This is a genomic window from Sorangium sp. So ce327 (assembly GCF_051530205.1).
GTDB lineage: Bacteria > Myxococcota_A > Polyangia > Polyangiales > Polyangiaceae > Sorangium > Sorangium cellulosum_B.
This window is the reverse complement of the sequence record NZ_CP150330.1, coordinates 4,528,049-4,550,899: the sequence shown is the minus strand read 5'-3', so window position 1 is coordinate 4,550,899 and position 22,851 is coordinate 4,528,049. Positions and strand designations below refer to the sequence as shown.

Genomic DNA, 22,851 nt, shown 5'->3' with positions numbered 1-22,851 from the left:
GCTGCGCGTGCTCGCCACGCTCTGGCCGCGCACGACCCCGATGGGCTCGGCTGGCTCACCTCGGATCCAGGGACGAACTTGGGGAACGCTGTACTAGCGCTGCTGCGCAGCTTGCCAGCGCGATTGCGCGACGCGCAGGAGCTCGAACAAGCCTTGCGCCGTGACGACGAATCAGCGCTTGAGCCCGGTCCGCGCGAGCCCCTCCACGAAATACCGCTGCGCGAACAGGAAGAGCACCACGAGCGGCAACATCGCGAGGGAGGCGCCCGCCATGAGCACGGCCGGCTCGCCGCCGTAGGCGTTCTGGGTGCCGGCGATCATCTGCTGGATGTTCATCTTCTGCGGAGAGGTGATGTAGACGAGCGGCCCGAAGTAGTCGTTCCAGGCGGCCTTGAGCCCGAGGACCGCGAGCGTGGCGATGGCCGGCCCGGCGAGGGGGAAGACCACCCGCGTGAACGTCTGGAAAGGGTTCGCGCCATCCAGCGTCGCGGCCTCGATGAGCTCGTCCGGAATGCTCGCGAAGTACTGCCGCATCAGGAAGATCGCGACCGCGCTGCCCGTCGCGCCCGGCACGATGAGCGGATAGTAGGTGTCGATCCAGCCGATCCGGGCGAAGCCAACGAACTGCGGGATCAACGTGACCACGCTCGGCAGCATCATCGTCGACAGGAGCGCGGCGAAGATCGCGTCGCGCCCCGGAAAACGGAGCTTCGCGAAGGCGTAGCCGGCGAACGAGGCGGTGAGGAGGCCGCCGAGGGTGGAGGGGACGGCGATGAGGAGCGTGTTCCAGGTGCCGCGGAGGATGTCGATCTCGGCGAAGGCCTGCCGGTAGTTGGCGAGCGTCGGGCGCGCCGGGATCCAGCGGATCGGGACCGCGTAGATCTCGTCCGCCGGCTTCACGCTGGTGCTGATCATGAACGCGAAGGGCGCGAGCACGAAGACGGCCACCAGCGCGAGGACCGCATAGGAGAGGAGCCGGAGCGCGCGGCGCCCTCGGGACCTCCGGCCGCTACTCATCGTGCACCCAGCGCCGGGCGAGGCGGAACTGGAGCACGGTCACGATCATCACGAGCGCGCCGAGCACCCAGGCCATCGCCGACGCATAACCCATCTGGAAGTACTGAAAGCCGGTGAGATAGAGATAGAGCATGAACGTCGCCGAGCGGAACTCCGGGCCGCCGCGCGTCATCACGTAGACCTGATCGAAGCTCTGCAGCCCGCCGATGACGCTGGTGACGGCGATGAAGAACGTCATCGGGCTGATGGCCGGCAGGGTCACGTGCCGGAAGCGCTGCCAGGCGTTCGCCCCGTCGAGCTCCGCCGCCTCGAGCAGCGATCGCGGCACGCCCTGGAGCGCGGCCAGGAAGAGGACCATGTTGTAGCCGAGCCCGCTCCAGATCCCCATCACGACGAGCGCGGGCTTGACGAGGTGCGGGCTCGAGAGCCACGCGGGCGGGTCGGCGACGCCGAGGGCGCGGAGGTACGTGTTGATGAGCCCGTAATCGGCGTTGTAGATCCACTTCCAGAGCAGCGCCGCGGCCACGATCGAGCACACGGAGGGGATGAAATAGACGGTGCGGAAGAACCCCTCGAGCCTGAGCTTCTGGTTCAACAGGAGCGCGAGCAAGAGGGAGATGGTGATGCCGATCGGGACGCCGAGGAGGTAAAAGGCCGTGTTGGCGAGCGTCCGCCAGATGAAGAAATCCCGGGCGAAGAGGCGAGCGTAGTTGTCGAGGCCGACCCACTGCGGCGGCGTGAGCACCTCGAAGCGGGTGAAGCTCAGATAGAGCGACGCCAGCATCGGGCCAAGCGCGAACACGACGAAGCCGAGCACGGGGATCGCCACGAACGCACAACCCCAGCGCGCGTCGGCGCGGGCGCGCGGTATCTGCTTCTTCAACGCGCTGCCTCCGGTCCGGGGTTGTTCTCCCGCATGGTTTGCTCGACGAGCGGCGCGAGGGCCGGGAGCAGCTCGCGCGCGCGCAGTTCGCCGCGCCAGACCTGGGGGATGAAGCTCGAGAAGACCTCGTGCCAGAAGGCGTTGGGCATCTCGGTCTCGGGGCTCGGGCGGCTCGTCTCGGCGGCGCGCAGGAAGACCTCGGCGTGGGCCGGCCGCTGCCCGGGCTGGAGGAAGGCGGCGGTCGCGGCGACCGATCGCTGATTGGGCACCTGGAGCCCGGATCGGGCCAGCTCGCTTTGCCCCTCGGGGCCGGCCAGGTACTCGATCAACGTGAACGCCTCGGCGATGCGCCGGCTCGCGGCGCTGACGGCGAGCCCCACGGAGCCCGACCAGCTCACCGAGGTCATGCCCGGCTTCGGCACCGGCACGGGCGCGACATCCCAGTCGAAGCGCATCCGGCGGTACCGCGGGACCATCCAGCGACCGTCGATGTGCATGGCGACGAGCCCGGCCTCGAAGAGCTCGCTCTGCCCGGCGCCGCCGCTGCGGGCGAGGTTGGGCGCCACCTGATGGCGGAGGGCCAGATCCGCGCACCACTGCACCGCGTCCATCGACACGTCGGAGTCCATGAGCCACCGGCGCTGCACCGCGTCCACGATCTCGCCGCCCGCCGACCACACCGCGGCTTCATAGGGATATCCGGTGATCCCCCAGTGCTGGACATACCCTTCGCGGTACGTGAGCGCGCGAAAGGCGGCGATCGCCTGGTCCCAGGTCATCGGCACCTCGGGATCCGGCGCGGGCACGCCGCGGCGGCGCAGCACGTCCTTGTTGTAGTAGAGCACCGTGGGGCCGATGTCCTTCGGCAGCGCGTAGAGGCTGCCCTCGTGGAGGACGCGGCCATTCCAGCGATAGCGGTCCAGGGCGGTCGGCCAGATGTCGGCGAGGTCGAGGGTCCGACTCTCCTGCACGAGACCGTCGATGTCGCGCAGGACGCCCTGACTGACCATCTCGCCGAACGCGCCGTCGGGCACGTAGAAGACGTCGGGCGCGCGCTTCGCCACGATCATCAGCCGGAGCTTGTTGAGGTAGTCGTAGCCGACGCCGGGCACCTGCGTGTACTCGACGTGGATCTCCGGGTGGATCCGCTCGAAGGCGGCGAGCGCCGACCGCATGATGGCCCGCTCCTCCGGCATCCCCCAGCCGACGAAGGTGATGGTCGTGCGCGCGACGTGCGAGGGGGGATCGGCCTTCGAGGCGCATCCGGCGGGCGAGATGGACGCGCACAAGACCACGAGCCGGAGCGCGCGACGGGCCATCTCAGACCCGCTCCTCGGTGCGCGGATCGAACAGGTGGACGTGCTCCGGCGCGGCGGCCAGCGCCACGCGCGCGCCGACGGCCGGCGTCGTGCCGCGATCCAACCAGCGGCACACGATCGCGGCCTCGCCGACGCGCAGGTGGACGTACGACTCGAACCCCATCGCTTCGACCATCTCGACGTCGCCCTGCACGCCGAGCGAGGCGCCGGCGGGCGCCGGGCCGAGGTGCTCGGGCCGGACCCCGGCGATCACCCGGCCCTCGCGGTGCTCCGGTGTCCTCGGCAGCGCGAGCCGCACGCTCGGCGCCGAGAGCACCGAGGTCGGGCCGTCGAGGCGGAGCTCGGCGGGGATCAGGTTCATCGGGGGTGCGCCGATGAACGTCGCGACGAAGACGTTGGCCGGCCGGTCGTAGAGCTGCTGCGGGCTGTCGTGCTGGAGGAGCGCGCCTCCGTGGAGGACGGCGATCCGCTCCCCGAGGGTGAGCGCCTCCGTCTGATCGTGGGTCACGTACACGAACGTCGTCCCGAGGCGACGATGCAGGCGACGGAGCTCGGCGCGCATCGAGCTGCGCAGCGCGGCGTCGAGGTTCGAGAGCGGCTCGTCCATGAGCAGCACGCCCGGCTCGCGCACGATGGCGCGCCCGATGGCGACGCGCTGCTGCTGGCCGCCCGAGAGCGCCCGCGGCTTGCGATCGAGGAGGTGATCGATCGCCAGCGCGCGCGCCGTGGCCTCCACGCGGCGCTTCACCTCGTCGCGCGGCACGCGGCGGAGCGCGAGCGAGAACGCCATGTTCTCGAAGCACGTCATGTGCGGGTAGAGCGCGTAGCTCTGGAAGACCATGGCGACGTCGCGCTGCTTCGGGGGCACGTCGTTGACCACGCGGCCGCCGATGGAGAGCGTCCCGCCGTCGACGTCCTCGAGGCCCGCGATCATCCGGAGCGTCGTCGACTTGCCGCACCCGGAAGGCCCGACGAGCACGAGGAGCTCGCCGTCCTCGACGCGCAGCGACAGGTCCTCCACGATGGGCGCGCCCCCCTGGTAGCGCTTGTACACATGCTCGAACGCGATCGCGGCCACGCTTCCGCCTCCTCGGCGCCGCTGCTCGTGAACCGCGGCGTGGGCGAGATCAAGCTGCCGGGCGAGCGCCGCCTTCGCGTCGCCGGGCGAGCCCCCAGCTGAACGCCGAGCCGATGATCTCGGCCAGATCCGCGACGTCGTGACCGCGCGCGACGATCTCTTCCGTGATCACGCTGCCAATGTGGCCGGCTACGCCGGTGACCAGGACGCGCATGAAACCTCCTAACTTTGTGGCCGGGGCTCACGCTCCGCGACGTAGCGCGCGAGCGCGTCGTCGAGCGACGGCAACAAGAGCCCGCGGCCGCTCCCGAGCGCGCTGTACCGCGGGCGCGGCGCGGCCAGGCCGAGCGCGCGGCTCGGGCAGCGCACGAGCCGCGTCGCGGGGACGCGCGCGAGCGCCGCGCTGCGCGAGGCGAGCTCCGCCCAGCTCGTGGCGTCCCGGTTGGCGAGGTGCCAGATGCCGCGCTCGCCGTCGATCAGCAGATCGAGGGTCGTGTGCACGAGATCCGGGACGTAGGTCGGCGAGACGATCACGTCGTCGGCCGCGTGGAAGCTCCGGCCCTCGCCGAGGGCGCGCAGCGCGGCGCCGACGAAGTTCGCTTCGTCCCAGGGACAGAAGAACGCGGCGGTGCGCACCACCAGCGCCTCCGGGAGGATCGCCAGGACGTTCCACTCCGCCGTCGCCTTGCTGCGGCCGTAGACGTTGAGCGGCCGCGCGGGATCGGTCTCCACGTACGGCGAGCGCTGCGCGCCGTCGAAGACCAGATCGGCCGAGAAGGTCACGAGCCGTGCGTCCCGCCGGCGACACGCGATCGCGAGCACGGCGGGCCCCAGCGCGTTCTCGCGCTCGCAGCGGTGCGGCTCGCGCTCGGCCTCGTCGACGCGCACGAACCCCGCCGTGTTGACGACCGCCCAGGGGGCGAACCGGTCGAGGGCGCGCTCGACCGACGCGGGATCGGCGATGTCCATCTCGTCGCGCCCGATCGTGCGATGGGGCAGGCCGCGCAGCGCGCACAGGCGCGCGAACGCGCGGCCGAGCGTCCCCTTCGCGCCGGTGATCAGGATGGGCGGGCCGGCGGCGGCCGCCTCGGGCGCGGGCGCGACGGCCGCGGCCGGACCGTACGTCAGCCGCTCGGGGCGCCGCCACCAGCCCGGCGAGGCGAGCACGGGATGCTCGAAGCGATCGCCGCGCGCGAGCGCGGAGACCAGCCGAGCGAGCGCCGTGGGCCGCGGCTCGGGGCCGCGCACATCGAACACGCCCGGCTCGTAGTGCCCGCGCTCCTCGGTGACGAGGCAGCTCCAGTCGAAGCAGCCGAGCAGCGACCACGCGGTGACCGCGCGCACGTCCGCGCCCGCTGCGCGCGCCGCCTCTGCGGCGCGGAACGCCTCGACCAGCCAGCGAAGCTGCTCCTCGCGCGGCCCGCCGAGGTGCACCTCGCTGATCGCCACGGGCCGGCGGTAGCGATCCCAGACCTCTTGGAGCCGCGCGCGGTGCCCGTCGATGCCTCCGGCGACCGCACGCACGGCCTCGACGTCGGCATACGCGTGCTCGCCGTTTCCGCCGTGCGACCAGGCGGGGTAAGAGGCCAGCCGCTCGTCGAGGAAGCGCTCGCTCGTGATGTAGTAGTTGATGCCGAGGATGTCCGGCGGACAGGGATCCTCGACGAACCACGCGAGCTCGGCGGGCGAGGCGCCCCACCCGAGGAGCAGCGGAAACAGCGGGTGATCACCGTCCACGCGCCCCGTGAGCAGATCGAAGCTGAGCCAGCGCCGGTGATTCTCGTGCTCGGCCTGGTACGCGAGCAGCGGCGTGCTCATCGTCTTGCCGACATCCTCGGTCTGGATCAGGCGCGCCCGGGGGATCACCTCCCGGATGGCGCGCATGGCGAGCGCGATCGCGCGGCACTCGGTGAGCAACGCGCGCACGAACGTGCGCGGATCGCGGCCGTGCGGGTACCAGTGCCCGTAGAGGCCCGAGAAGCGGGCCGTCGTGAGCGGCTCGTTCACCGGCGTCCAGTCGGTGACCCACGGATAACGCTCGGCCGCCGCGCGGGCGAAGCGGGCGAGCCCCTCCGCGAAGCCCGGATCGACGAGGCTCGTGTAACGCGGGCCGCTGCCGTGGTGGACGAGCCCGACAATGGGCCGCACCTCGAGCGCCCGGAGCCGCTCGATCCGCGCGTCGGCCCAGCCGAAGTCCAGGCGCTCCGGCCGCTCGGGGGCCGTCCGCTCCCAGAGCACGGGCATGCGCAGCGCCTGGATCCCGAGCGCGGCAAAGCGATCGAGATCCTCGAGGCGGCGCGCGTGCCCGCTCCGCTCGAGCTGGTGGTGAACCACGTCGCCGACGCGGTTGACCGTGCACTCCACCCCGCCCCAGATCTCGAGGGGCGCCCTCGCCTCTTCCGCCATGGTCAAGCCGCCTTGGCCGCGGCGAGCTGTCGGTTGGGCACGCCGGCCAGCTTGGCGTAGAGGGTGAGCGCCTGCGCCACCACCTGGTCCATGTTGTAGTAGCGATAGGTCCCGAGCCGCCCGGCGAAGTGGACGCCGGGCGTCTCCCTGGCGAGCTCCTCGTACCTGCGGTAGAGGGCCGCGTTCTCCGGCCGCGGCACGGGGTAATACGGATCGCCCTCGCCCTTCGGGATCTCGTAGACGATGGTCGTCTTCGGGTGCACCTGGCCCGTGAGGTGCTTGAACTCGGTGACCCGGGTATAGGGGTTCTCGTTCGGATAATTGATGACCGGCGCGTCCTGGAACCTCTCTTGATCCTTGGTCTCGAAGTGGAACTCCAGGGATCGATACGGCAGCCTTCCGAAGCGATAGTCGAAGAAGGCGTCGACGGGGCCGGTGAAGATCACCTCGCGATGAGGGATCACGCTCTGCATCTCGCGAAACGGGGCGTTGAGCAGGATCTTGATGTTCGGGTGATCGACCATCCGCTCGAACATGCGCGTGAAGCCGTGGAGCGGCATGGCCTGGTAGGTGTCGGTGAAGTACCGATCGTCGCGGTTGCTCCGCACCGGCACCCGCGCGGTCACCGCGGCGTCGAGCTCGGACGGGTCGAGTCCCCACTGCTTCCGGGTGTAGTGCTTGAAGAACTTCTCGTAGAGCTCGACGCCGACCTTGCTGACGATCACGTCCTCGCTGGTGCGGATCTGCTCGCGTCGCACGGCCCGGGACGCGAGGAACGCCTCCACCTCGGGCGCGCTCAGGCGCAGGCCGTAGAGCTGGTTGATGGTGTCGAGGTTGATGGGGATGGGGACGAGCTGCCCGTCCACCCAGGCGCGCACGCGGTGCTGGTACGGGCGCCACTCGGTGAACTGCGAGAGGTACTCGAAGACCTCCCGCGAGTTGGTGTGGAAGACGTGGGGGCCGTACCTGTGCACGAGGACGCCGGCGGCGTCGTGGTGATCATAGGCGTTGCCGCCGATGTGCGGGCGGACATCGCAGAGCACCACCTTCTTGCCCGAGCCGCGCGCGAGCCGCTCGGCGAGCACGCAGCCCGCGAAGCCGGCGCCGACGATGAGATAGTCAAACATCGGCGCCCTGCCGCGCCGCCGGGCGCCGGCCCACCATCAGCACACCGTCGAGCAGCTTCTCGATCTTCGACCATGTGGCGTCCCACGATCCCTGCGCGAGCAGCGCGTCGGCCCGCGAGAGCCGCGCGGCGTGGTCGTCGGCGAGGTACGCCTCGACGGCGGCCACGAAATCGCCCGCGGTGTCGGCGATGCGCGCGAGGCCGAGCTCGCCGTAGGGCCGGACGACATCGCGGATCGACGTGGAGACGACGGGCTTGCCGCCCGCGAGGTACTCCGGCGTCTTGGTGGGGCTGATGAAGCGCGTGGCCTCGTTGCGCGCGAACGGAAGGAGCGCCACGTCCCAGCCCGCGAGGTAGGCGGGCAGCTCCTCGTAGGTCTTCTTGCCGAGATAGTGAATGTTGGGCGCGCGCGGCAGGCTCGCCGGCTCGATCTTCACGACCGGACCGACGAAGACGAGGTGCCACCCAGGCCGGGCGGCGGCCACGCCGGCGATGAGATCGAGATCCATGCGCTCGTCGATGACGCCGAAGTAACCGAGCCGCGGGCCCGGGATCGTGGCCTGATCGGCGGGTGGCGCGAGCGGCCGGCGCGCCGCCGAGAAGTGGGCGATGTCGACGCTGCTCGGGAGCAGGTGCACGTTCGCGTGCAGCGCCCTCTTGGACTCGTAGAGGCTGCGCCCTCCCGTGAAGACCACGTCGGCGCGGCGGAGCAGCTCGGCCTCGTGATGCTTGAGCGCGGGCGGCGCCCCGGCGAACGCGGAGAGCTCGTCCATGCAGTCGTACACGACCGCGCTGGCCGCGAGGTGCCGCGAGAACAGGAGCGCCATCGGCGTGTAGTACCAGAGCACGTGATCGTCGATGCCGAAGCGATCGAGCATGTCGTCGACGAGATCGCGCTGTAGCGCGTGGATCCGCGCGTCGTCGAGGCCTTTTGGCAGGTGCGGCGTGACGACGCGCACGCCGTGGCGATCGACGGGCGCGGCCTCGATCCGCGGCGGCCCGTCGCTCCACATCGGCTCCTCGAAGAAGAACACGCGTCGCGTGCGCGCGCAGCGCGAGAGGAGGTGCTGCGGGCGCTGGAAGACGAAGCTCCAGCGCAGGTGCGAGAAGCAGACGACGTCCGGCCGCCGTTTCGGGCTCATGCTTGTCCTCCTCGGTGGCGGCCGCGGCGCGGCTGATGTGCACGAGCGTGCCGCCGGGGAGGGGCAATACAAGGAACGTACCTGAGGGCCACGTCCATCGCGGAGCTCGGCCGCCTCTCAGCCGCCCGGTTTGGCGAGGCTCCGTTTGAACATCACTCCTCCCCGGCGATCACCTCGTCCATGATGATGCCTTCCTGGCGCGGGCCGGCGCACTCCGCGAGCTCCATCGGGTCGGGGTGCACCTGCCCGACGACCCGGCCGCGCGTGGCGGCGGCGATGGCGTCGATCAGGAATTTCGGCGTCCGATCGGCGTAGAGAAGCCCGTTGGCCTCCTGGTAGGTATCGGTGAGCTGCGTGTAGCAGAAGCCCGCGAGCAGCGGTGTCGCGCGCACCACGGCGAGGAGGCGCTCGTACGCCCGCTCCAGCGCCGCGGGGTTATCGGCGGAGGTGTATCCCCACGTGCCGGGGCGGCGGAGCGCGATACCGCCCATCTCCGAGAGCACGATCGGGTGCTCCAGCTTGCGCGAGTGGCCGTCGAGCACGAGCACGCGGCCCCCGGGGCGCTCGCGCCGGAAGAGCCGCGGGCGACACTCGCCGCCGTCGTAGCGCTGGGCGATCCGGGCCGGATCAGGATCGTAGTCATGAATACCGATGATGTCGGTGGCCACGGCCTCCCAGCCGTCGTTGCCGATCACCGGGCGCGTCGGGTCGAGCGTCTTGGTGAGGTGATAGAGCGCCTTGACCCCGTGCCGCTCGCGCGCGCTGTCCGGCAGGTTGGGCACGCCCCAGGACTCGTTGAAGGGCACCCAGGCGATGACGCACGGATGGCTGAAATCGCGGTTGATCGCCTCCGTCCACTCGCGCGTGAGGCGCTCGATCGAGAGGGGCGTGAAGCGGTAAGCGCTCGGCATCTCCTCCCACACGAGCAAGCCCAGCCGATCGGCCCAGTAGAGATAGCGCGGATCCTCGATCTTCTGGTGCTTGCGTGCGCCGTTGAACCCCATGGCGCGCGTGAGCTCGATGTCGCGCCGGAGCGCGTCGTCGTCGGGCGCGGTCATCCCGGTCTCGGGCCAGTAGCCCTGATCGAGCACCATCCGGAGCACGATGGGCCGCCCGTTGAGCACCACGCGGTCGCCCTGCACCGCGATGGACCGGAGCGCTGTGTAGCTGTGCACGCGATCGATCGTCTCGCCGTCGCGGGTGACGAGCTCGATCTCGGCGTCGATGAGCGTGGGTGACTCGGGGCTCCAGAGCAGCTGGTTGCGCGAGTCGTCGATGCCCGGATCGGAGAGCGCGATCCGGCGGTGGACCTCGCCGAGCACCACGGCGTAGCTGTCCTCGGCGAGCAGCGCGCCGTTCGCGGTGAGGCGCAGGCGCAGCCGCAGTCCGTCCCGGCGCTCGCCGCCGATCCTGGCATAGAAATCGAGCTCCCATCGGTCGAGGCTCGACTGCCAGCGGAGCGCCGCGATCGAGCTCGCGGGCACGCGCTCCATCCACACCGTCTGCCAGATGCCGGTCGTGCGCGGGTACCAGATGGAGTGCGGTTCGAGCTGCCAATCCTGCTTGCCGCGCGGCTTGGCGAGGTCGAGCGGATCGTCCTCTGCGCGCACGACGATCTCGACGGCGCGCGCCGAACCGACGAGGTCGGTGATGTCGACGCTGAAGGGGGTGTAGCCGCCGGTATGATGCGCCGCGCGGCTCCCCGCGACCCAGACCGTCGCGTCGTAGTCGACGGCTCCGAAGTGCAGCATCAGCCGCTCTCCACCGCGGAGCTCCGGCACCGCGATGGTGCGCCGGTACCAGACGGCGCGGAAGAGGCCGCGCGCGCCCACGCCGCTCCGTGGGGTCTCCGGCGCGAAGGGGACCTCGATGAAGCCCTCCCAGCCGACGTCGGCCGGCTCCCGGAAGCGCGCCTCGGGATCGAGCGCGAAGCTCCACGTACCGTTGAGTGATTCCCACCCGGCGCGCCGGAGCTGCGGCCGCGGGTAGCCATGCGCGCGCCCGCCGGCGGTGGAGAGGTCTGCTCCAGGGGGGGGCTCGGCGGAGACGGACGGGCGGTTCATCCTTCGAGGTGCTTCCTTTGCTGTACGGCGGGGCAGACCTTACAGCGCCTCAGGCGTCACGCCATGCCGCCAGCGCGGGTTTTGATCCGCGCGGTGGCGCAGACTTCATCGACGCGAGAATACCGGACAATCACCGTCTCTCCATGAGTCCGGGAATTCCGGCTATGGGGGCGGGCCGAGCGGCAAGCAGGCAAGTAGCCTCGAGCGGTGGCTGGCTCTGACAGGGAAGCTGCTCGCCGCGAGCTGGTCGAGCCTCACTCGGCGTAGACGGCCACCGTCGCGGTGCACGAGGCGTTGCCGACGCAGCCGGCGCGGAAGGTGTAGTAGTCCGAGAGCGCCGCGACGTGGGTCGTCTTCGGCATCTCGGAGCAGCCGATCGTCTCGGCGGAGTCCACGGCGACCTGGACGCCGTTGCGATCGAAGAGGCGGATATACGACATGCCCGAGCGGCTTGCCCCGTAGAGCACCGCCGCGCAGGTGCCGAAGGAGATCGTCTCTCCGGCGTTGAAGAAGTACGCCTGGTCGACATAGTTGGTCGTGGCGTAGTTCGTGCTGCTCCTCGAGTACGAGAAGGTGCCTTTGCCGTGCGCGATCGCGACCGTGCCGCTGCACGAGGAGAAACCGTCACAGCCGGCCCGGATCTGGAAGGGCCAGCCCGTCGACGACGTCGTATAGCGGATCTGCGCCGAGATCGACCCCGAGGGGCCGTCGTTCGCCGAGGCCACCTGCACGGGCGACCCGGAGCTCAGGTCGAAGAGGCGGAGGAACGTGTCGCCCGAGGAGCTGGCGCCGACGATGCCGGTCGTGCCGATCATCACGCGCCTGTTTGGGTTGATATTGAGGTTGAAATTGGCCGTGTTCACGGTGGCGTTGTTGGTCGCGCTCCGGCTGAAGGAGAAGAGCGATATCGCCTCCTCCGCCTCGCCGACGACCTCGCTCTGCTCCTCTTCGCTGAGCGCCTCTGCCGCGCAACCGGCCGAGAGCGTCATTGTCAGGGCCAAAAGGACTTGTTCAAACGAGCGGGTGTTCATGTTCTCCTTCGCTGCCTTTCTCTGGGGTCGCGCGGGCGCGTGAGCGGATCTCGCGGGCGCGCGCGTGCGGGGACTCTGTTCGTTCCTGCGCGGGCGGAACCCGCGGGCGCGTCAGGGGACGTCACCTCGAGAGGCGTCGCGTGGCCTGCGCGGTAGCTCGATCGGATTCAGCGTACCGCCAAGCACAGCCGTAGCAAAGCCCTTGCGATCACCCGACCAGCGGGCGAAGGAAGTCTTCGAGTTGCTCGAGCGTGCCCGGGGAAGCGCGCCATCCGATGTAGCCGTCCGGGCGGACCAGCACGAGCGCATCGCCGTCGACGCCATAGCCAGCGCGCGCGTGCCTGTCCGTATCGACGAGGGCGCGCCGGCTGGCTGGCTCCCCCGGCTGCACCACGGCGCGCGCGTGCACGGCGGGGCCGTACCGGGCGTTCACCCGAGCGACCATGTCCCCGTGGGCCGCGCCGAAGGCGAGCAGCGTGAAGTGCGGACCACGGAACACATCGAACAGGCGGACGGGCGCGCCCTCGGCGTCATGACAGGGCGCATCGGGCGCTCGGTCCCCGGCGAGGACGCGCGCCGGCGCGCCGTGATCGTCGCTGGCCGCGTCGCGGGCCAGCGAGCTCCCGCGGTAGCTGATGTCGAGCTGCTGTGTCTCCGGGCCGCGCCGCACCTCGCCCGGGCTTCCCTCCGCGGTCCGGCGATGCAGCCTCGAGGTGAGGCCGAGCATCGCCGCGGCGACGGGAAGCCGCTCCTCTTCGTAGGTGTCGAGCAGCGCCGCGGGCGCTCCCGCCAGCACCTGGCCGAGCTTCCAGCCGAGGTTGTAGGCGTCCTGGATGCCGGTGTTCAGGCCCTGCCCGCCGGCCGCGGGGTGCACGTGCGCGGCGTCGCCGGCCAGGAACACCCGGCCGACCCGGTACCGGTCCACCATCCGCACGCTGGGCCGGTAGAACGACAGCCAGCTCGCGTCGTGCAGCCGGACATCCGTGCGGCCGGTCCGCTCGTGGAACAGCCTCTGGACGGCCTCCACCGTCAGCTCGGGCGCCTCGTCGCCATGGATCGGTATCAGGATCTGGAAGCGCTCCGTGCCGGGCAGCGGGCACAGCGCGACCGGGCCGCCGAGCGCTTTCGGCCACGCGTGCCAGCGCTCGCGGTCCAGCCCGTCGGCGCGGACGTCGCCCACGAGCGCCCGGTCCGCCTCCAGCGTCTCCCCCTGAAAGCCGACGCCGAGCGCGCGTCGCACGAAGCTGCGACCCCCGTCCGCGCCGACGAGGTAGCCGGCGCGGACCCGCTCCGTCTCGCCCGCCCGGACCAGCATGGCCGTCACGCCGTCGCCGTCCTGCTCGAAGCCGGTCAGCTCGGTCGCGAGCTCGACACGGACGCCGTGCTCCGCGAGCCGGGCGCGCAGGATCTCCTCCGTCTGCCATTGCCCGAGGAGCAGGATGTTCGGATAAGGCACGTCCGGCGCCGGCGCGCGGCGCTCGAACATGGCCCAGTCGCCGAGCACCGCGGCGCCGTCGTAGGCGCGGATCAGCGGGTAAGGGGCTCCGGCGGCCATCGCCGCGTCGACCACCCCGAGATCGTCGAGGACCTCGAGGGTGCGCGGCTGCACGCCCTTTCCGCGAGAGCCGGCGAAATGGGCAGGCGCCTTGTCGACGATCCGGCACACAACGCCGCGGCGGGCCAGATCGCACGCGAGGGTCAGGCCGGTGGGCCCCGCCCCCGCGATGAGGACATGCGTGCTCAGCGACGGATTCATTGGCTGTCTCCTGTCAGGTGAAGTCACGCCATCTTGGAAGCTGTCGCTTGCCTCGTCAGCTTGCGTTCTGCCAGCATGGTGTCATGCGCAAGCGGGACGCTGTCACGCCGCGGAAACAGCCGACGCAGGACCGGTCGCGCGCGACGGTCGAGGCGATCCTGCAGGCGACCGCTTACATTCTGGTACGGGACGGGTACGCGCGGCTGACGACGAACCGCGTGGCCCAGCGGGCCGGGGTGAACGTCGCGTCGCTGTACCAGTTCTTTCCGGGCAAGGAGGCGCTCGTGGCCGAGCTCCACCGCCGGCACATCGAGCAGGGCCGCGCGGCCGCGGCCGCGGCCGCGGTGCTCGCCGCGCATCAAGGGCAGTCGCCCGATCGGGTGGTCCGGACGATCGTGGAGGCCGGCATCGCCGCCCACGCGGTGGAGCCCGAGCTGCACCGCGTGTTCCTCGAGCAGATGCCGCGCATCAGGGCGACCCGTTCCGCGGCGAGCGAGGGCTTCCTTCTCGAGGAGGCAAAGCAGCTCCTCGCGGCGTGGGGCTGCCCGGCGCCGGACGTGGAGCTCGCGTGGTGGATGATGCAGACCGCGGCGCACGCGGTCGTGCATCAGGCGATCGTCGAGCGGCCCGACGACGTGCGCTCCGGCGCGCTGGCCGAGGAGCTCGTGCAGCTGCTCGAGCGCTACCTGCGAGGGAAGCAGACCCCAGGGCCCCGCGCCGGCGGGGGGCGGGAGGACATGTGATCTCGCCGAGGCCGCCGAGGGCGACTGCCCCGCGCGACGTCCGCGTGCTCAGCCGGGCGTGGCGATCTCGTCGTAACCGCGGCCGCTGAACTGGAGGAGGCAGACGCCGTGGCCGAATGGATCGGCCAGGCGGAGCATGCGCCCCCACGCCGCCACCTCGATCTCGGCTTCGGGGACGGCGCCTGCCTCCTGCGCGCGGCGCGCGGCGGCATCGAGATCGTCGACCACGAAATCGAGGTGGACCGGCGTCCAGTGACGCCGGTAGTCGCGCGGGGACGCGCCGGCGGCAGGCTCGCTGCCGGCCGGCTTCACAAGGAGGTAGATGGGAGCCGCCGCGCCGAGGAGCTCGACCCCGGAGGCACCAAAGCGCCGCCCGACGCGCAACCCGAACGCACGCGTGTAGAACGCGATGGCAGGATCGAGCGCAGGAACATCGATGTTGACGAGCAGGTCAGACATGGGATGAGGGTAGCAGCAGGGCACGTCGCGACCCAGCCTCCGGTTCACGGCCGCCCCTCGGGTGCACGCCGTTCGGGGATCGCGCCGACGACCTCGCCGGGTGTTCCCTTCGTATTCGCTCAGGTGGGTGCCTCGTCCAGGGCCCCCTCCGCGACCTCGGCGGAATACAGCTCCGCAAGCGCGGCGAAGCCAGGCTGACACGCGTCCATCAACGCCCGGCGCTCTCCGGGCGCGAGCTCGCTGAAGCGCGAGCGCGCCGGACGCACGATGCCCGCCATGCGTTCGATCCAGGCGTCATCGGCGTCGACGCCGATGAACTCCATCAGGCGAGCGATGGTCGGGCGCGGCGCTCGACCGAAGTCCTCGTAACGAAGCGTCAAGAGCCGCCCGGGCGCGACGCCCGAGAGCTCGTCGAGCCCGGTCACGATCTCGCCGGACCAGTAATGACCGCACAGCGGCAGCGGCGTCTCGTAGCGCAGGAAGGCTTCGCGATCGAAGCGCTCGGGCAGGAACGGCATCAGCTCCTCGGGCACGTCGTCCACATAGGCGCGGTCCCTCGATTCCCACGGGTCGACGCCGAGGATCTCGGTCAATTGAACCGCGATCAACGCCATACGAAACCCCAGGTGACGGCTCATCGAGATCGCGCAGGTGCGGCCGTCGCGCACCAGATGCACGAAGCGAGCGTCGGGAAAGCTCTTGATCAGCCGGCGAACCAGCCGCAGCGAGCCCCCGGAACGCTCGACCCACGTTCGCTTGCCGAAGCGGCGAGCGAGGAACCCGAACACCTGCTGATAGTGCTGGCCGACCGCCGCCGTCGGCAGGGTGGCGACGAAGCGCTCGAGGTCGTCGAACAGCGCCTCCGGCTCGTCGCACAGGTGCGGAAGCGCGGTCTCCAGGATGGCCGGCACACCCGGCACGCCGCCGAAGCGCGAGAGCGCCGCCGGCCGATACAGCACCTCGTCCATCATGACGTCGTGGCGCCGCATCGTCGCCAGCTTGGGCTGGATGCCCGCGACGATCCGCCAGAGCTCGTCCGCGCCGATCGGAGGGTCGGGGAAGCACAGGGAGATCCGTCCACCGAGGTCGGTGGCCAGCGAGAAGAACTCCGAGATGCTCAGCAGGTCCGGATGCCGGCGCACGAGGTTCGACAGCATGGTCGACCCACAACGCCCCGTCCCCACGATGAAGAGCGGCCCCGGCGAGCTCATGTCAGCGTGCCACCGGGAGGTTCTTGCGGGTCTCTTCGAGGACCTGAAAGTACCACTGGCAAAGCGCCACGAGGGGCACCTCGGCGTACGCAAAACGCTCGCACCCCCGGAGCGCCGCGTCCGTCCGGGTTCGCTCGAAATGCTTGTGACCGATGATGTACGAGCCGTAGAAGTCCATCCGCTTGTCGAGCTGCTGATCGAGCCAGGAGAAGTCGTCACGCCGGTCGATGAACATGGGCGCGTGCATGCCGAGCAGCTCGAACATCGCGCGCACCGTCGCGCCGGTCTTCCATGGGAATGGATGCGTCAGATGAAACACACCATCGCATGCGTCCTGCAGGGCAATCGCGACGGCCTCCTGGACGACCGCATCGACCGGAACGAGGTTCAGGTCGCCATCCGGGTCGACCCTCATCCGCACGGGGGACCGCGAGAGCAGGCCCCTCTGGGTGCGCTCGATCATCCCGCGGAATTGCACGAGCTGGCGAAAGAAGCCATAACAGCCCGAAAACGAGGTCGCCCCGAGCGTGCGGCTATGCCCCACAACGATGCTGGGGCGAAAGATACGAACGCGACCGTTCGCCCAGGATGCGACGAGCGTCTCGGCGTCGATCTTGCTTTGCTCGTAATGGTTGTTTGTCGCGTTGCCGCGGCTCTGCACCTCGGGGATCGCCCCCGTCGCTCGCCCTGCGACGTACGCCGTGCTGATGTAATTGAACGTCCTCGCCCCGAGCTGCTCCGCGAGGGCGAGGACGCGGCGGGTGCCCTCGACGTTGGTCGCCTTGATGACGTCCACGTGACGATCCTCGTATTGCAACGATGCTGCGGCATGCCACACCTGCGCGACGCGAGCACCGATCGGCTCGCGGATGCCGCAATCTTGCTCGACGACGTCACCGGCGACGACACGGCACCTGTCGACCTTCGCGAGCACATCGGTCGCTTCGTAAAGGGTTGCAGCATGGTGGATGGACTGGCGGAACCTCTCGACCGCTCCGGTGTCGCCGGGTCGGACCAGCGCCACGATCTCGTCATCGGTCCGCCGCAGCAGCTCCAGGACGAGCGCACCGCCGACAAACCCGGTCGCCCCGGTCACGAGATGCGCTTCCTTCATGGCGGAGAAGGAGCGTATCGCGTGGCCAAGGCGACCGGAAGGGCCCTTCCCCTCAGGCCGTCATCTCGCTCTGGGCCGCTTCGTCCGGGCGCCCTGCCAGGAGCAACCTCGAGGCCGGCCGCACGATCTCCTCGATCGCCCGCGCGGCCGCCTGGCTGCGCGCCGCGGCGCCGAACCGCCCGTGCGCCTCGAGCTGCGCACCTCCTGCGCTGTCGCCTCCCTCGAGCTCCGCGCGCCCGAGCCCCGCGAACACCTCTTCCACCGCCGCCCGCACCCGCTCGCCGCCCGCGCGGATCGCCCACGCCACCGTGCCCCACGCGAGCTCCGCGTGCCGCGCCTCGTCCGCGGCGATGATCGCGAGCGCGCTCCGCACCGCCGGGTCCTCCGCTGCGCCGAGCTCCTCGGCCGCGACAACCGCCGCGATGGTCTCGCCGATGCAGCCTTCCTTCGCCGCGCGCGCCGCGATCGACGCGAGATCTGCCTCGACCTCCACCCGCCCGTCGAAGGGAAACGCGCCCGGCGCGATCGCCTCGCCCGCATAGGCGCTCGCGAGGGCGAAGCAGAGGCGCGCGTGACGGGCCTCGTCGAGCGCCGCGCGGTGCGCCTCCTCCACGAGATCGGCCGGCGCGCCCGCGGCGAGCAGCTCGAGCGCGAAGCGGCCGAACGAGGCCACGGACGCGTGCTCGAAGAGCGCGTCGCGCGTCCACGCCGCGGCCAGCGCCGCCCGCAGATCGGCGGTGAGATGATCGATCCTCGGCGCGACGGCCTCAGGCGCGCCCCACCCGGCGCCGCCGCGGGCGCGGACGAACGGCGCTGTCCGCGCCGCCTCCTCGACGAGGTACGGGCGCCCCTCGCACATGGGGATGAAGTACGTCTGATAGCAGCACTGGCCGTCCTGCAAGGCTCCATCGCTCTTGACGCTGTGAGATCCGAAGCCGGACTGATTGAGGATTTCCTGCCCTTCCGACCGCGAGGGGCACGCGACAGGCTCGCTCCCGCCGGCACCTCCGCCGCCCCCGGCACCCCCCTCGCCGCCAGCATCTCCGAGGCTGCTCGCATCGTCCTGCGGCCATGCGAAGCAGGCCACCTTGGACACGGGTTCGGGATCCTCGGGACAGCTGCTGTAGGTATTGGTGCAGCCGGCCGCGCCCGCCGCAGCGGGGAGCGCGAGCAGGGCGAAGAGGCGATGGGCAAGCGTGCGTCGGAAGGTATGTGCGGTGTTCATCGGGGACCTCGTTGATGAAGAGCAGGGCTTGACGCGCTTGCACGACGCATGCCTCCGCGAATCCAGGCCCAATTCGAGCCCTCCGCGCCGGCAGAGTATGGTCGGACGGTCATGGGGGGCGCGCAGCTTTACGCCCTCTCGCGGATAGGGCACGTCCCCTTCCATGGAGGAGCCCCGAACACCGACCGACGCGCAGCCCCCCGCCCCCGAGGCCGAACCGCCGGAGTCGCTCGAGGCGCTCGTGCCGAGGCGCAGGCTCTGGCCGGTCTTCGCGGTGCTCGGCCTCGTGATCGCGGCGGCGGGCCTCCTCGCCTTCCGCTCGATGACGGCGACCGATCCGCTGCGCATCCTCGTGGCCATCGATCTCGACGGGTACTGGTGGGAAGGGTCGCAGCCCGCGGGGAGGCTGGCCGACGAGCTCGGCGAGCACCTCGCGGAGCTCGGGTTCGATCCCGTGAAGGGCGGCGACCCGAAGGTGATGAAGGCGCTCGAGAGCGCCAGGGACCCGAAGGAGGCCGCGAAGGCGCTCGGCGCCGGCTTCATCATCGAGGCGCGCCTCGCGCCCGAGATCGTGGAGCACCCCATCAAGGAGGGTTACTTCGAGCTCCGGGTCGACGCGCCGGTGACGCTCACGTTCCTCGACAAGGGCACGTCGACCGAGCGGCGGATCCGCGGCTACTCCGGGGCGACGAAGAAGGACCGCGCGATGGCGCTGCTCGCGAACTCCATGGCCTCCCAGGCGCTCGACGCGGTGATCGCGCAGCTCATGGACCACCCCTCGGTGCGCGAGATCACGGAGGGATCGGACATCAAGCTGCTGGAGCGGCTGGCGTCGGCGCGCAGGTTCGTGAAGGACCGCGCCGCGAACCTCGACCGGGCCGCCGGCGCGTACGCCACCCGCGCCAAGGAGATCGAGGCCGAGGAGCAGGGGCGCGTGACCTTCCTGTCGCCCCAGGCGGCGGAGGACCTGCTCGTGGGCACGGCCGAGGGCGGCTATTTCGTCAAGACGGCCGATGTCTCGGTGTTCCACTCGGTGAGGTCCAAGGACCTCGCCCGCAGCGAAGCGCTGGAGACGGTCGAGTGGCGGCCGCTCGATCGGCCGGCCGTCCCCACGACGGATCCCGGCGCGGTCAAGCCGACGTGGAGGGGTTATCACGTGTACTCGTATCCGTCGTCGCAGCGCGACGGCGACCGGGTCGCGCTGGTGGAGGACTTCTTCGGCTGGGCGAAGACGATCACGGTCGTCGACCGATCCGGGCAGAGCAAGCGCGTGCGCGTCGATCCGGAGCACCGCTTCGTCGACCCGAAGCTCGCCCCCGGCGGCAGGTTCGTGGCGGTCTACGATCGCCCGGAGGCGGACGCGCAGGCCGATCTGATGGTGCTCGACACCGACGGCGGCAAGGAGGTGTTCGGCCTCCACACCGAGAACGAGTCGCTCGGCGGGTTCGCGTGGCTCGACCAGACGAGGCTCGCGTTCGTCTACGTGCCCGACGCGTCGGAGGGCGACGCGCCGCACCTCGCGGTGGTCGACGTGGGCAAGCAGCCGCTGTCGATCGAGCGCCCGTTCCGCGCGAAGCCCGGGGAAGACCTGCGCAACCCGGCGGCATCGAGCGACGGGACGAAGATCGTGTGCGTCGTCGACGGCGACGAGCCGGGGATCGCGGTCATCGACACGACGACGTGGCGCCGGAAGGTGTACGCGGCCCCGGGCGGGGCTTCGTGGCCCGCGTTCTCGCCCGACGCCGCGCGCGTCGCGTTCGAGACGCGGGGCGCGGGCGGCACGGACATCGCGGTGCTGGCGCTCTCCACGGGCGAGATCAAGAAGCTGACGGTGGGCTCCGCGACGGAGCGGGTGCCGCGGTTCTCCGCCGACGGGAAGCGCGTGCTGTTCGAGGTGCGGTACCGCGACCCGGTGTTCCCGCAGAAGCGGTCGATCTCGCGCATCGCGAGCGCGGCGGTCGAGCCGTGACCGCGCCCCTCCTCCCTCCGCAGCACGGAGCCAGCGCCCCGCCGCCGGAAGCCGCCGCCCCGCCGCAGAACACCGGCGCCCCGCCGCAGCCGCAGAACACCGGCGCCCCGCCGCCGGACGCCGCCGCTCCTCCCGGCGAGGAGAGCGCCGCGACCGCGATGTTCTACCGCATGTCGGCCGAGCGCCTCCGCGCGCGCTGCCTGTGGAGCGGCCTCGCGCTCGCGCTGTCGGCCCTGGTGCCGTACGAGGTCGCTTACGGCCACGGGATCTTCGTGTGGAGCGTGCTCCCCGAGCTCGCGCCCGCCGCCCAGGTCGCCGCGCTCGCGCCCGCGATCGCCGGCCTGTGGCTGCTCTTCCTCGGCGCGCGCACCGAGCGGCGCGCGGGCCTGCTCGTCGAGCGGCCGACGTCGCGCGCCATCGCCGTGCTCGCCGCGTTCGTGGCCGTGAACGTCGCCGTGTGGATCGGCCGCCGGAGCTCCGCGTGGGACATGCTGCCGCTGCCGGACAGCCTCGTGACGCGGCCGGCCCCGTTCCTCGCGGTCTTCGCGTTCACCGCGGCGGGCGTGGTGCTGCGCTTCCACGCGCGGGCGCGCAGGGGCGGCAGCGCGCTGCTCGTCGCGTCGCTCGCCGCGGCGCTCGTCTTCTACCTCTGGCCATCGCGCGGCGAGATCCCCGCGCAGACGATCGCGCGCGCCGCCGTGCTCGTCGCGACGCTGCCCGACGCCCGCTTCCAGCTCGGCTACGGCATGGTCCTGCTCTTCGTGCTCGGCCCGCTCGCGATCGCCCTGCTGGGCCTCGCGTACGCGCGCCGCGTGCCCCGGCGCGAGCACCCTGGCCTCGCGATCGCGGCCGTGTGGGCCATGCCGGGCCTCATGCTGCTCTTCGTGTACCGCGCGTTCCTCTCGGGCGGCTGGGGCGTCGAGGCGGGCACCGTCGCCTTCTTCGCGCTCCTGCTCGCCGCGGTCGTGGCGGTGCTCGCGTCCGCGATCGAGGTGCTCGCGCTCGGCGTGATGGTGCCCGAAGCCGAGCTGGAGCCAGGCATCGGGGCCAGCGCGGGCGGGGCCCGGCCGATCGTGGCGGCAGGCGCGGCCGCGGCCTCGGTCGCCGCGCTGCTCGGCGCGCTGCTCGTGCTCGGCCGCCCCGCGCCGAAGGGCGTCGACTGGAGCCTCGGCGCGCCCACGGCCGAATGGGACAAGGTGTACGGCGAGCTCTTGCCGAGCTGGGAGCGCGCGCGCATCGCCCGCGACGCGCACGCGCGCAGCGGACGCGCGCAGGGCACGGGCGCGGAGGCGCAGGTGCTGACCAGGGCGCGCAGCCGCGAGATGCTGGCGGTCGCCAGGGCGCAGCCCGACGGTAAGGACGTCGCCGCGGCGCTCGCGACGCTGGCCGCTCAGGTGGACGATCTCGAGCTCTCCGGCCGCGCGTTCGGCCGGCTCGTCGCCGAGGCCAACGACGCGGCGCGACGCGCCGGGCTCGGGTACTACCTCGACGCGGCCGTCAATCTCGGTGTCACGGCCGACGGCGCCACGCGGCGCTTCTACACAACGCCTTACCGGGTCAAGGAGGTCCACGCCTACCGCGTCGGCGGCGACCGCTTCGCGACGCTCCTCGTGGAGCCGATGACGGACGAGCGCCGCGTCCACCTCGGCTTCTCGCGCGACCAGGATCCCTTCGCGCTCGTCCTCGGCTCCGAGGTCCGATCCTATGCCGAGCGGTTCGATCAGGAGGGCGCGACGTGCCACGCGGCGGCGGACGGCGCGGACGGCGCTCGCGCCGGCGCCCTCGCGCGCTGCGACGCCGCGCTCGCGAAGCTGCGCGAGCGCCTGGGCTCCACGCTCGAGCGGGCCGTGCTCGCCGGCACCGAGCGGCACGAGCTCCAGCACCAGATCGACGGCCCTCACCTGCCCCTCTCGCCCGCGGTGACCGAGCTGCTCGCCGGCTTCTCCGACGAGGCGCAGGACCGCGTGAGCCGCGAGCTCTCCGCGTACATCGCCGAGATGACGGCCGGCGACGCGCCGCCGCAGCTCACGCTCGTGCACCTGTTCCCCTTCGGCGTCGTGGCCCGCGGCGGCGCCGAGCACCGGGTGGCCACGCTCGTCCTCGAGACGCTCTCCGGGAGGAAGCTGCGCTTCGGCGCGCGGCAGGTCGATCCCGAGACGTACGCGCAGGCGTTCGACGAGCAGGTCCGCCGCGGCGACGACGAGCTGCGCGAGGCCGCGCGGCGGGGCTACCGCGAGCACTTCGGGGTAGATCTGCAGGAGCCCGTGCGCGAGTGACCGCCCCTCTCGCCTGGAAGCGCCGGCGCCGCA

18 protein-coding genes are annotated in these 22,851 nt (G+C 71.2%); 3 read left to right on the top strand and 15 right to left on the bottom strand.

The genetic code is table 11. The features are described 5' to 3' along the window. Window positions 1-171: 171 nt before the first annotated feature. The 11 genes from WME95_RS17090 to WME95_RS17040 all read right to left on the bottom strand — a co-directional run bounded on the left by WME95_RS17090 (window position 172) and on the right by WME95_RS17040 (window position 13,821). Window positions 172-1,017, bottom strand: a complete 846-nt coding sequence (locus tag WME95_RS17090) for a carbohydrate ABC transporter permease (protein WP_437909435.1) — start codon at window positions 1,015-1,017, stop codon at window positions 172-174. Further along, window positions 1,010-1,900 carry a carbohydrate ABC transporter permease gene (locus WME95_RS17085; protein WP_437909434.1) on the bottom strand — a complete coding sequence of 297 codons (891 nt, stop codon included), beginning with the start codon at window positions 1,898-1,900 and terminating at the stop codon, window positions 1,010-1,012. Before WME95_RS17085 ends, WME95_RS17090 begins: the two co-directional genes overlap by 8 nt. Then, window positions 1,897-3,219, bottom strand: coding sequence for an ABC transporter substrate-binding protein (locus WME95_RS17080; RefSeq protein ID WP_437909433.1), 1,323 nt, complete (start codon window positions 3,217-3,219; stop codon window positions 1,897-1,899). Before WME95_RS17080 ends, WME95_RS17085 begins: the two co-directional genes overlap by 4 nt. A gap of 1 nt (window position 3,220) precedes the next feature. Further along, window positions 3,221-4,297 carry an ABC transporter ATP-binding protein gene (locus tag WME95_RS17075; RefSeq protein ID WP_437909432.1) on the bottom strand — a complete coding sequence of 359 codons (1,077 nt, stop codon included), beginning with the start codon at window positions 4,295-4,297 and terminating at the stop codon, window positions 3,221-3,223. A gap of 49 nt (window positions 4,298-4,346) precedes the next feature. After that, window positions 4,347-4,511, bottom strand: a complete 165-nt coding sequence (locus WME95_RS17070; RefSeq protein WP_437909431.1) for a hypothetical protein — start codon at window positions 4,509-4,511, stop codon at window positions 4,347-4,349. Window positions 4,512-4,519: 8 nt separating this feature from the next. Beyond that, on the bottom strand, window positions 4,520-6,703 hold the full coding sequence (locus WME95_RS17065; RefSeq protein ID WP_437909430.1) for a family 1 glycosylhydrolase: 2,184 nt from the start codon (window positions 6,701-6,703) through the stop codon (window positions 4,520-4,522). A gap of 2 nt (window positions 6,704-6,705) precedes the next feature. Beyond that, a complete protein-coding gene (gene glf / locus WME95_RS17060; RefSeq protein ID WP_437909429.1) occupies window positions 6,706-7,830 on the bottom strand; it encodes a UDP-galactopyranose mutase in 1,125 nt (374 codons plus the stop codon). After that, window positions 7,823-8,971, bottom strand: coding sequence for a glycosyltransferase family 1 protein (locus tag WME95_RS17055; protein WP_437909428.1), 1,149 nt, complete (start codon window positions 8,969-8,971; stop codon window positions 7,823-7,825). The genes glf and WME95_RS17055 overlap by 8 nt, the downstream gene beginning before the upstream one ends. 152 nt (window positions 8,972-9,123) lie before the next feature. Then, complete coding sequence (locus tag WME95_RS17050) at window positions 9,124-11,034, bottom strand: glycoside hydrolase family 2 protein (protein ID WP_437909427.1); 1,911 nt, start codon at window positions 11,032-11,034, stop codon at window positions 9,124-9,126. 254 nt (window positions 11,035-11,288) lie between these two features. Further along, window positions 11,289-12,023, bottom strand: coding sequence for a hypothetical protein (locus tag WME95_RS17045; RefSeq protein WP_437909426.1), 735 nt, complete (start codon window positions 12,021-12,023; stop codon window positions 11,289-11,291). 250 nt (window positions 12,024-12,273) lie between these two features. Then, entirely contained in the window at window positions 12,274-13,821 is a 1,548-nt protein-coding gene (locus WME95_RS17040) for an FAD-dependent oxidoreductase (protein ID WP_437909425.1), read from the bottom strand. Between the two features lie 83 nt (window positions 13,822-13,904). Between WME95_RS17040 and WME95_RS17035 the strand changes: the two genes are divergently transcribed. Next, a complete protein-coding gene (locus WME95_RS17035; protein WP_437909424.1) occupies window positions 13,905-14,564 on the top strand; it encodes a TetR/AcrR family transcriptional regulator in 660 nt (219 codons plus the stop codon). A gap of 48 nt (window positions 14,565-14,612) precedes the next feature. Here WME95_RS17035 and WME95_RS17030 read toward each other — a convergent pair whose 3' ends face one another. From WME95_RS17030 to WME95_RS17015, 4 genes are all read right to left on the bottom strand, one after another. Further along, a complete protein-coding gene (locus WME95_RS17030) occupies window positions 14,613-15,023 on the bottom strand; it encodes a VOC family protein (RefSeq protein ID WP_437909423.1) in 411 nt (136 codons plus the stop codon). Window positions 15,024-15,142: 119 nt separating this feature from the next. After that, a complete protein-coding gene (locus tag WME95_RS17025) occupies window positions 15,143-16,234 on the bottom strand; it encodes a sulfotransferase family protein (RefSeq protein WP_437909422.1) in 1,092 nt (363 codons plus the stop codon). Window position 16,235: 1 nt separating this feature from the next. After that, window positions 16,236-17,348 carry an SDR family oxidoreductase gene (locus WME95_RS17020; protein ID WP_437909421.1) on the bottom strand — a complete coding sequence of 371 codons (1,113 nt, stop codon included), beginning with the start codon at window positions 17,346-17,348 and terminating at the stop codon, window positions 16,236-16,238. A gap of 52 nt (window positions 17,349-17,400) precedes the next feature. Beyond that, a complete protein-coding gene (locus WME95_RS17015) occupies window positions 17,401-18,573 on the bottom strand; it encodes a ferritin-like domain-containing protein (RefSeq protein ID WP_437909420.1) in 1,173 nt (390 codons plus the stop codon). Between the two features lie 163 nt (window positions 18,574-18,736). Here WME95_RS17015 and WME95_RS17010 point away from each other — a divergent pair, with 163 nt between their 5' ends. Together WME95_RS17010 and WME95_RS17005 are read left to right on the top strand one after the other, a co-directional pair. Beyond that, on the top strand, window positions 18,737-20,542 hold the full coding sequence (locus WME95_RS17010) for a hypothetical protein (protein ID WP_437909419.1): 1,806 nt from the start codon (window positions 18,737-18,739) through the stop codon (window positions 20,540-20,542). Beyond that, entirely contained in the window at window positions 20,539-22,818 is a 2,280-nt protein-coding gene (locus WME95_RS17005; protein ID WP_437909418.1) for a hypothetical protein, read from the top strand. The genes WME95_RS17010 and WME95_RS17005 overlap by 4 nt, the downstream gene beginning before the upstream one ends. Window positions 22,819-22,851 lie beyond the last annotated feature (33 nt).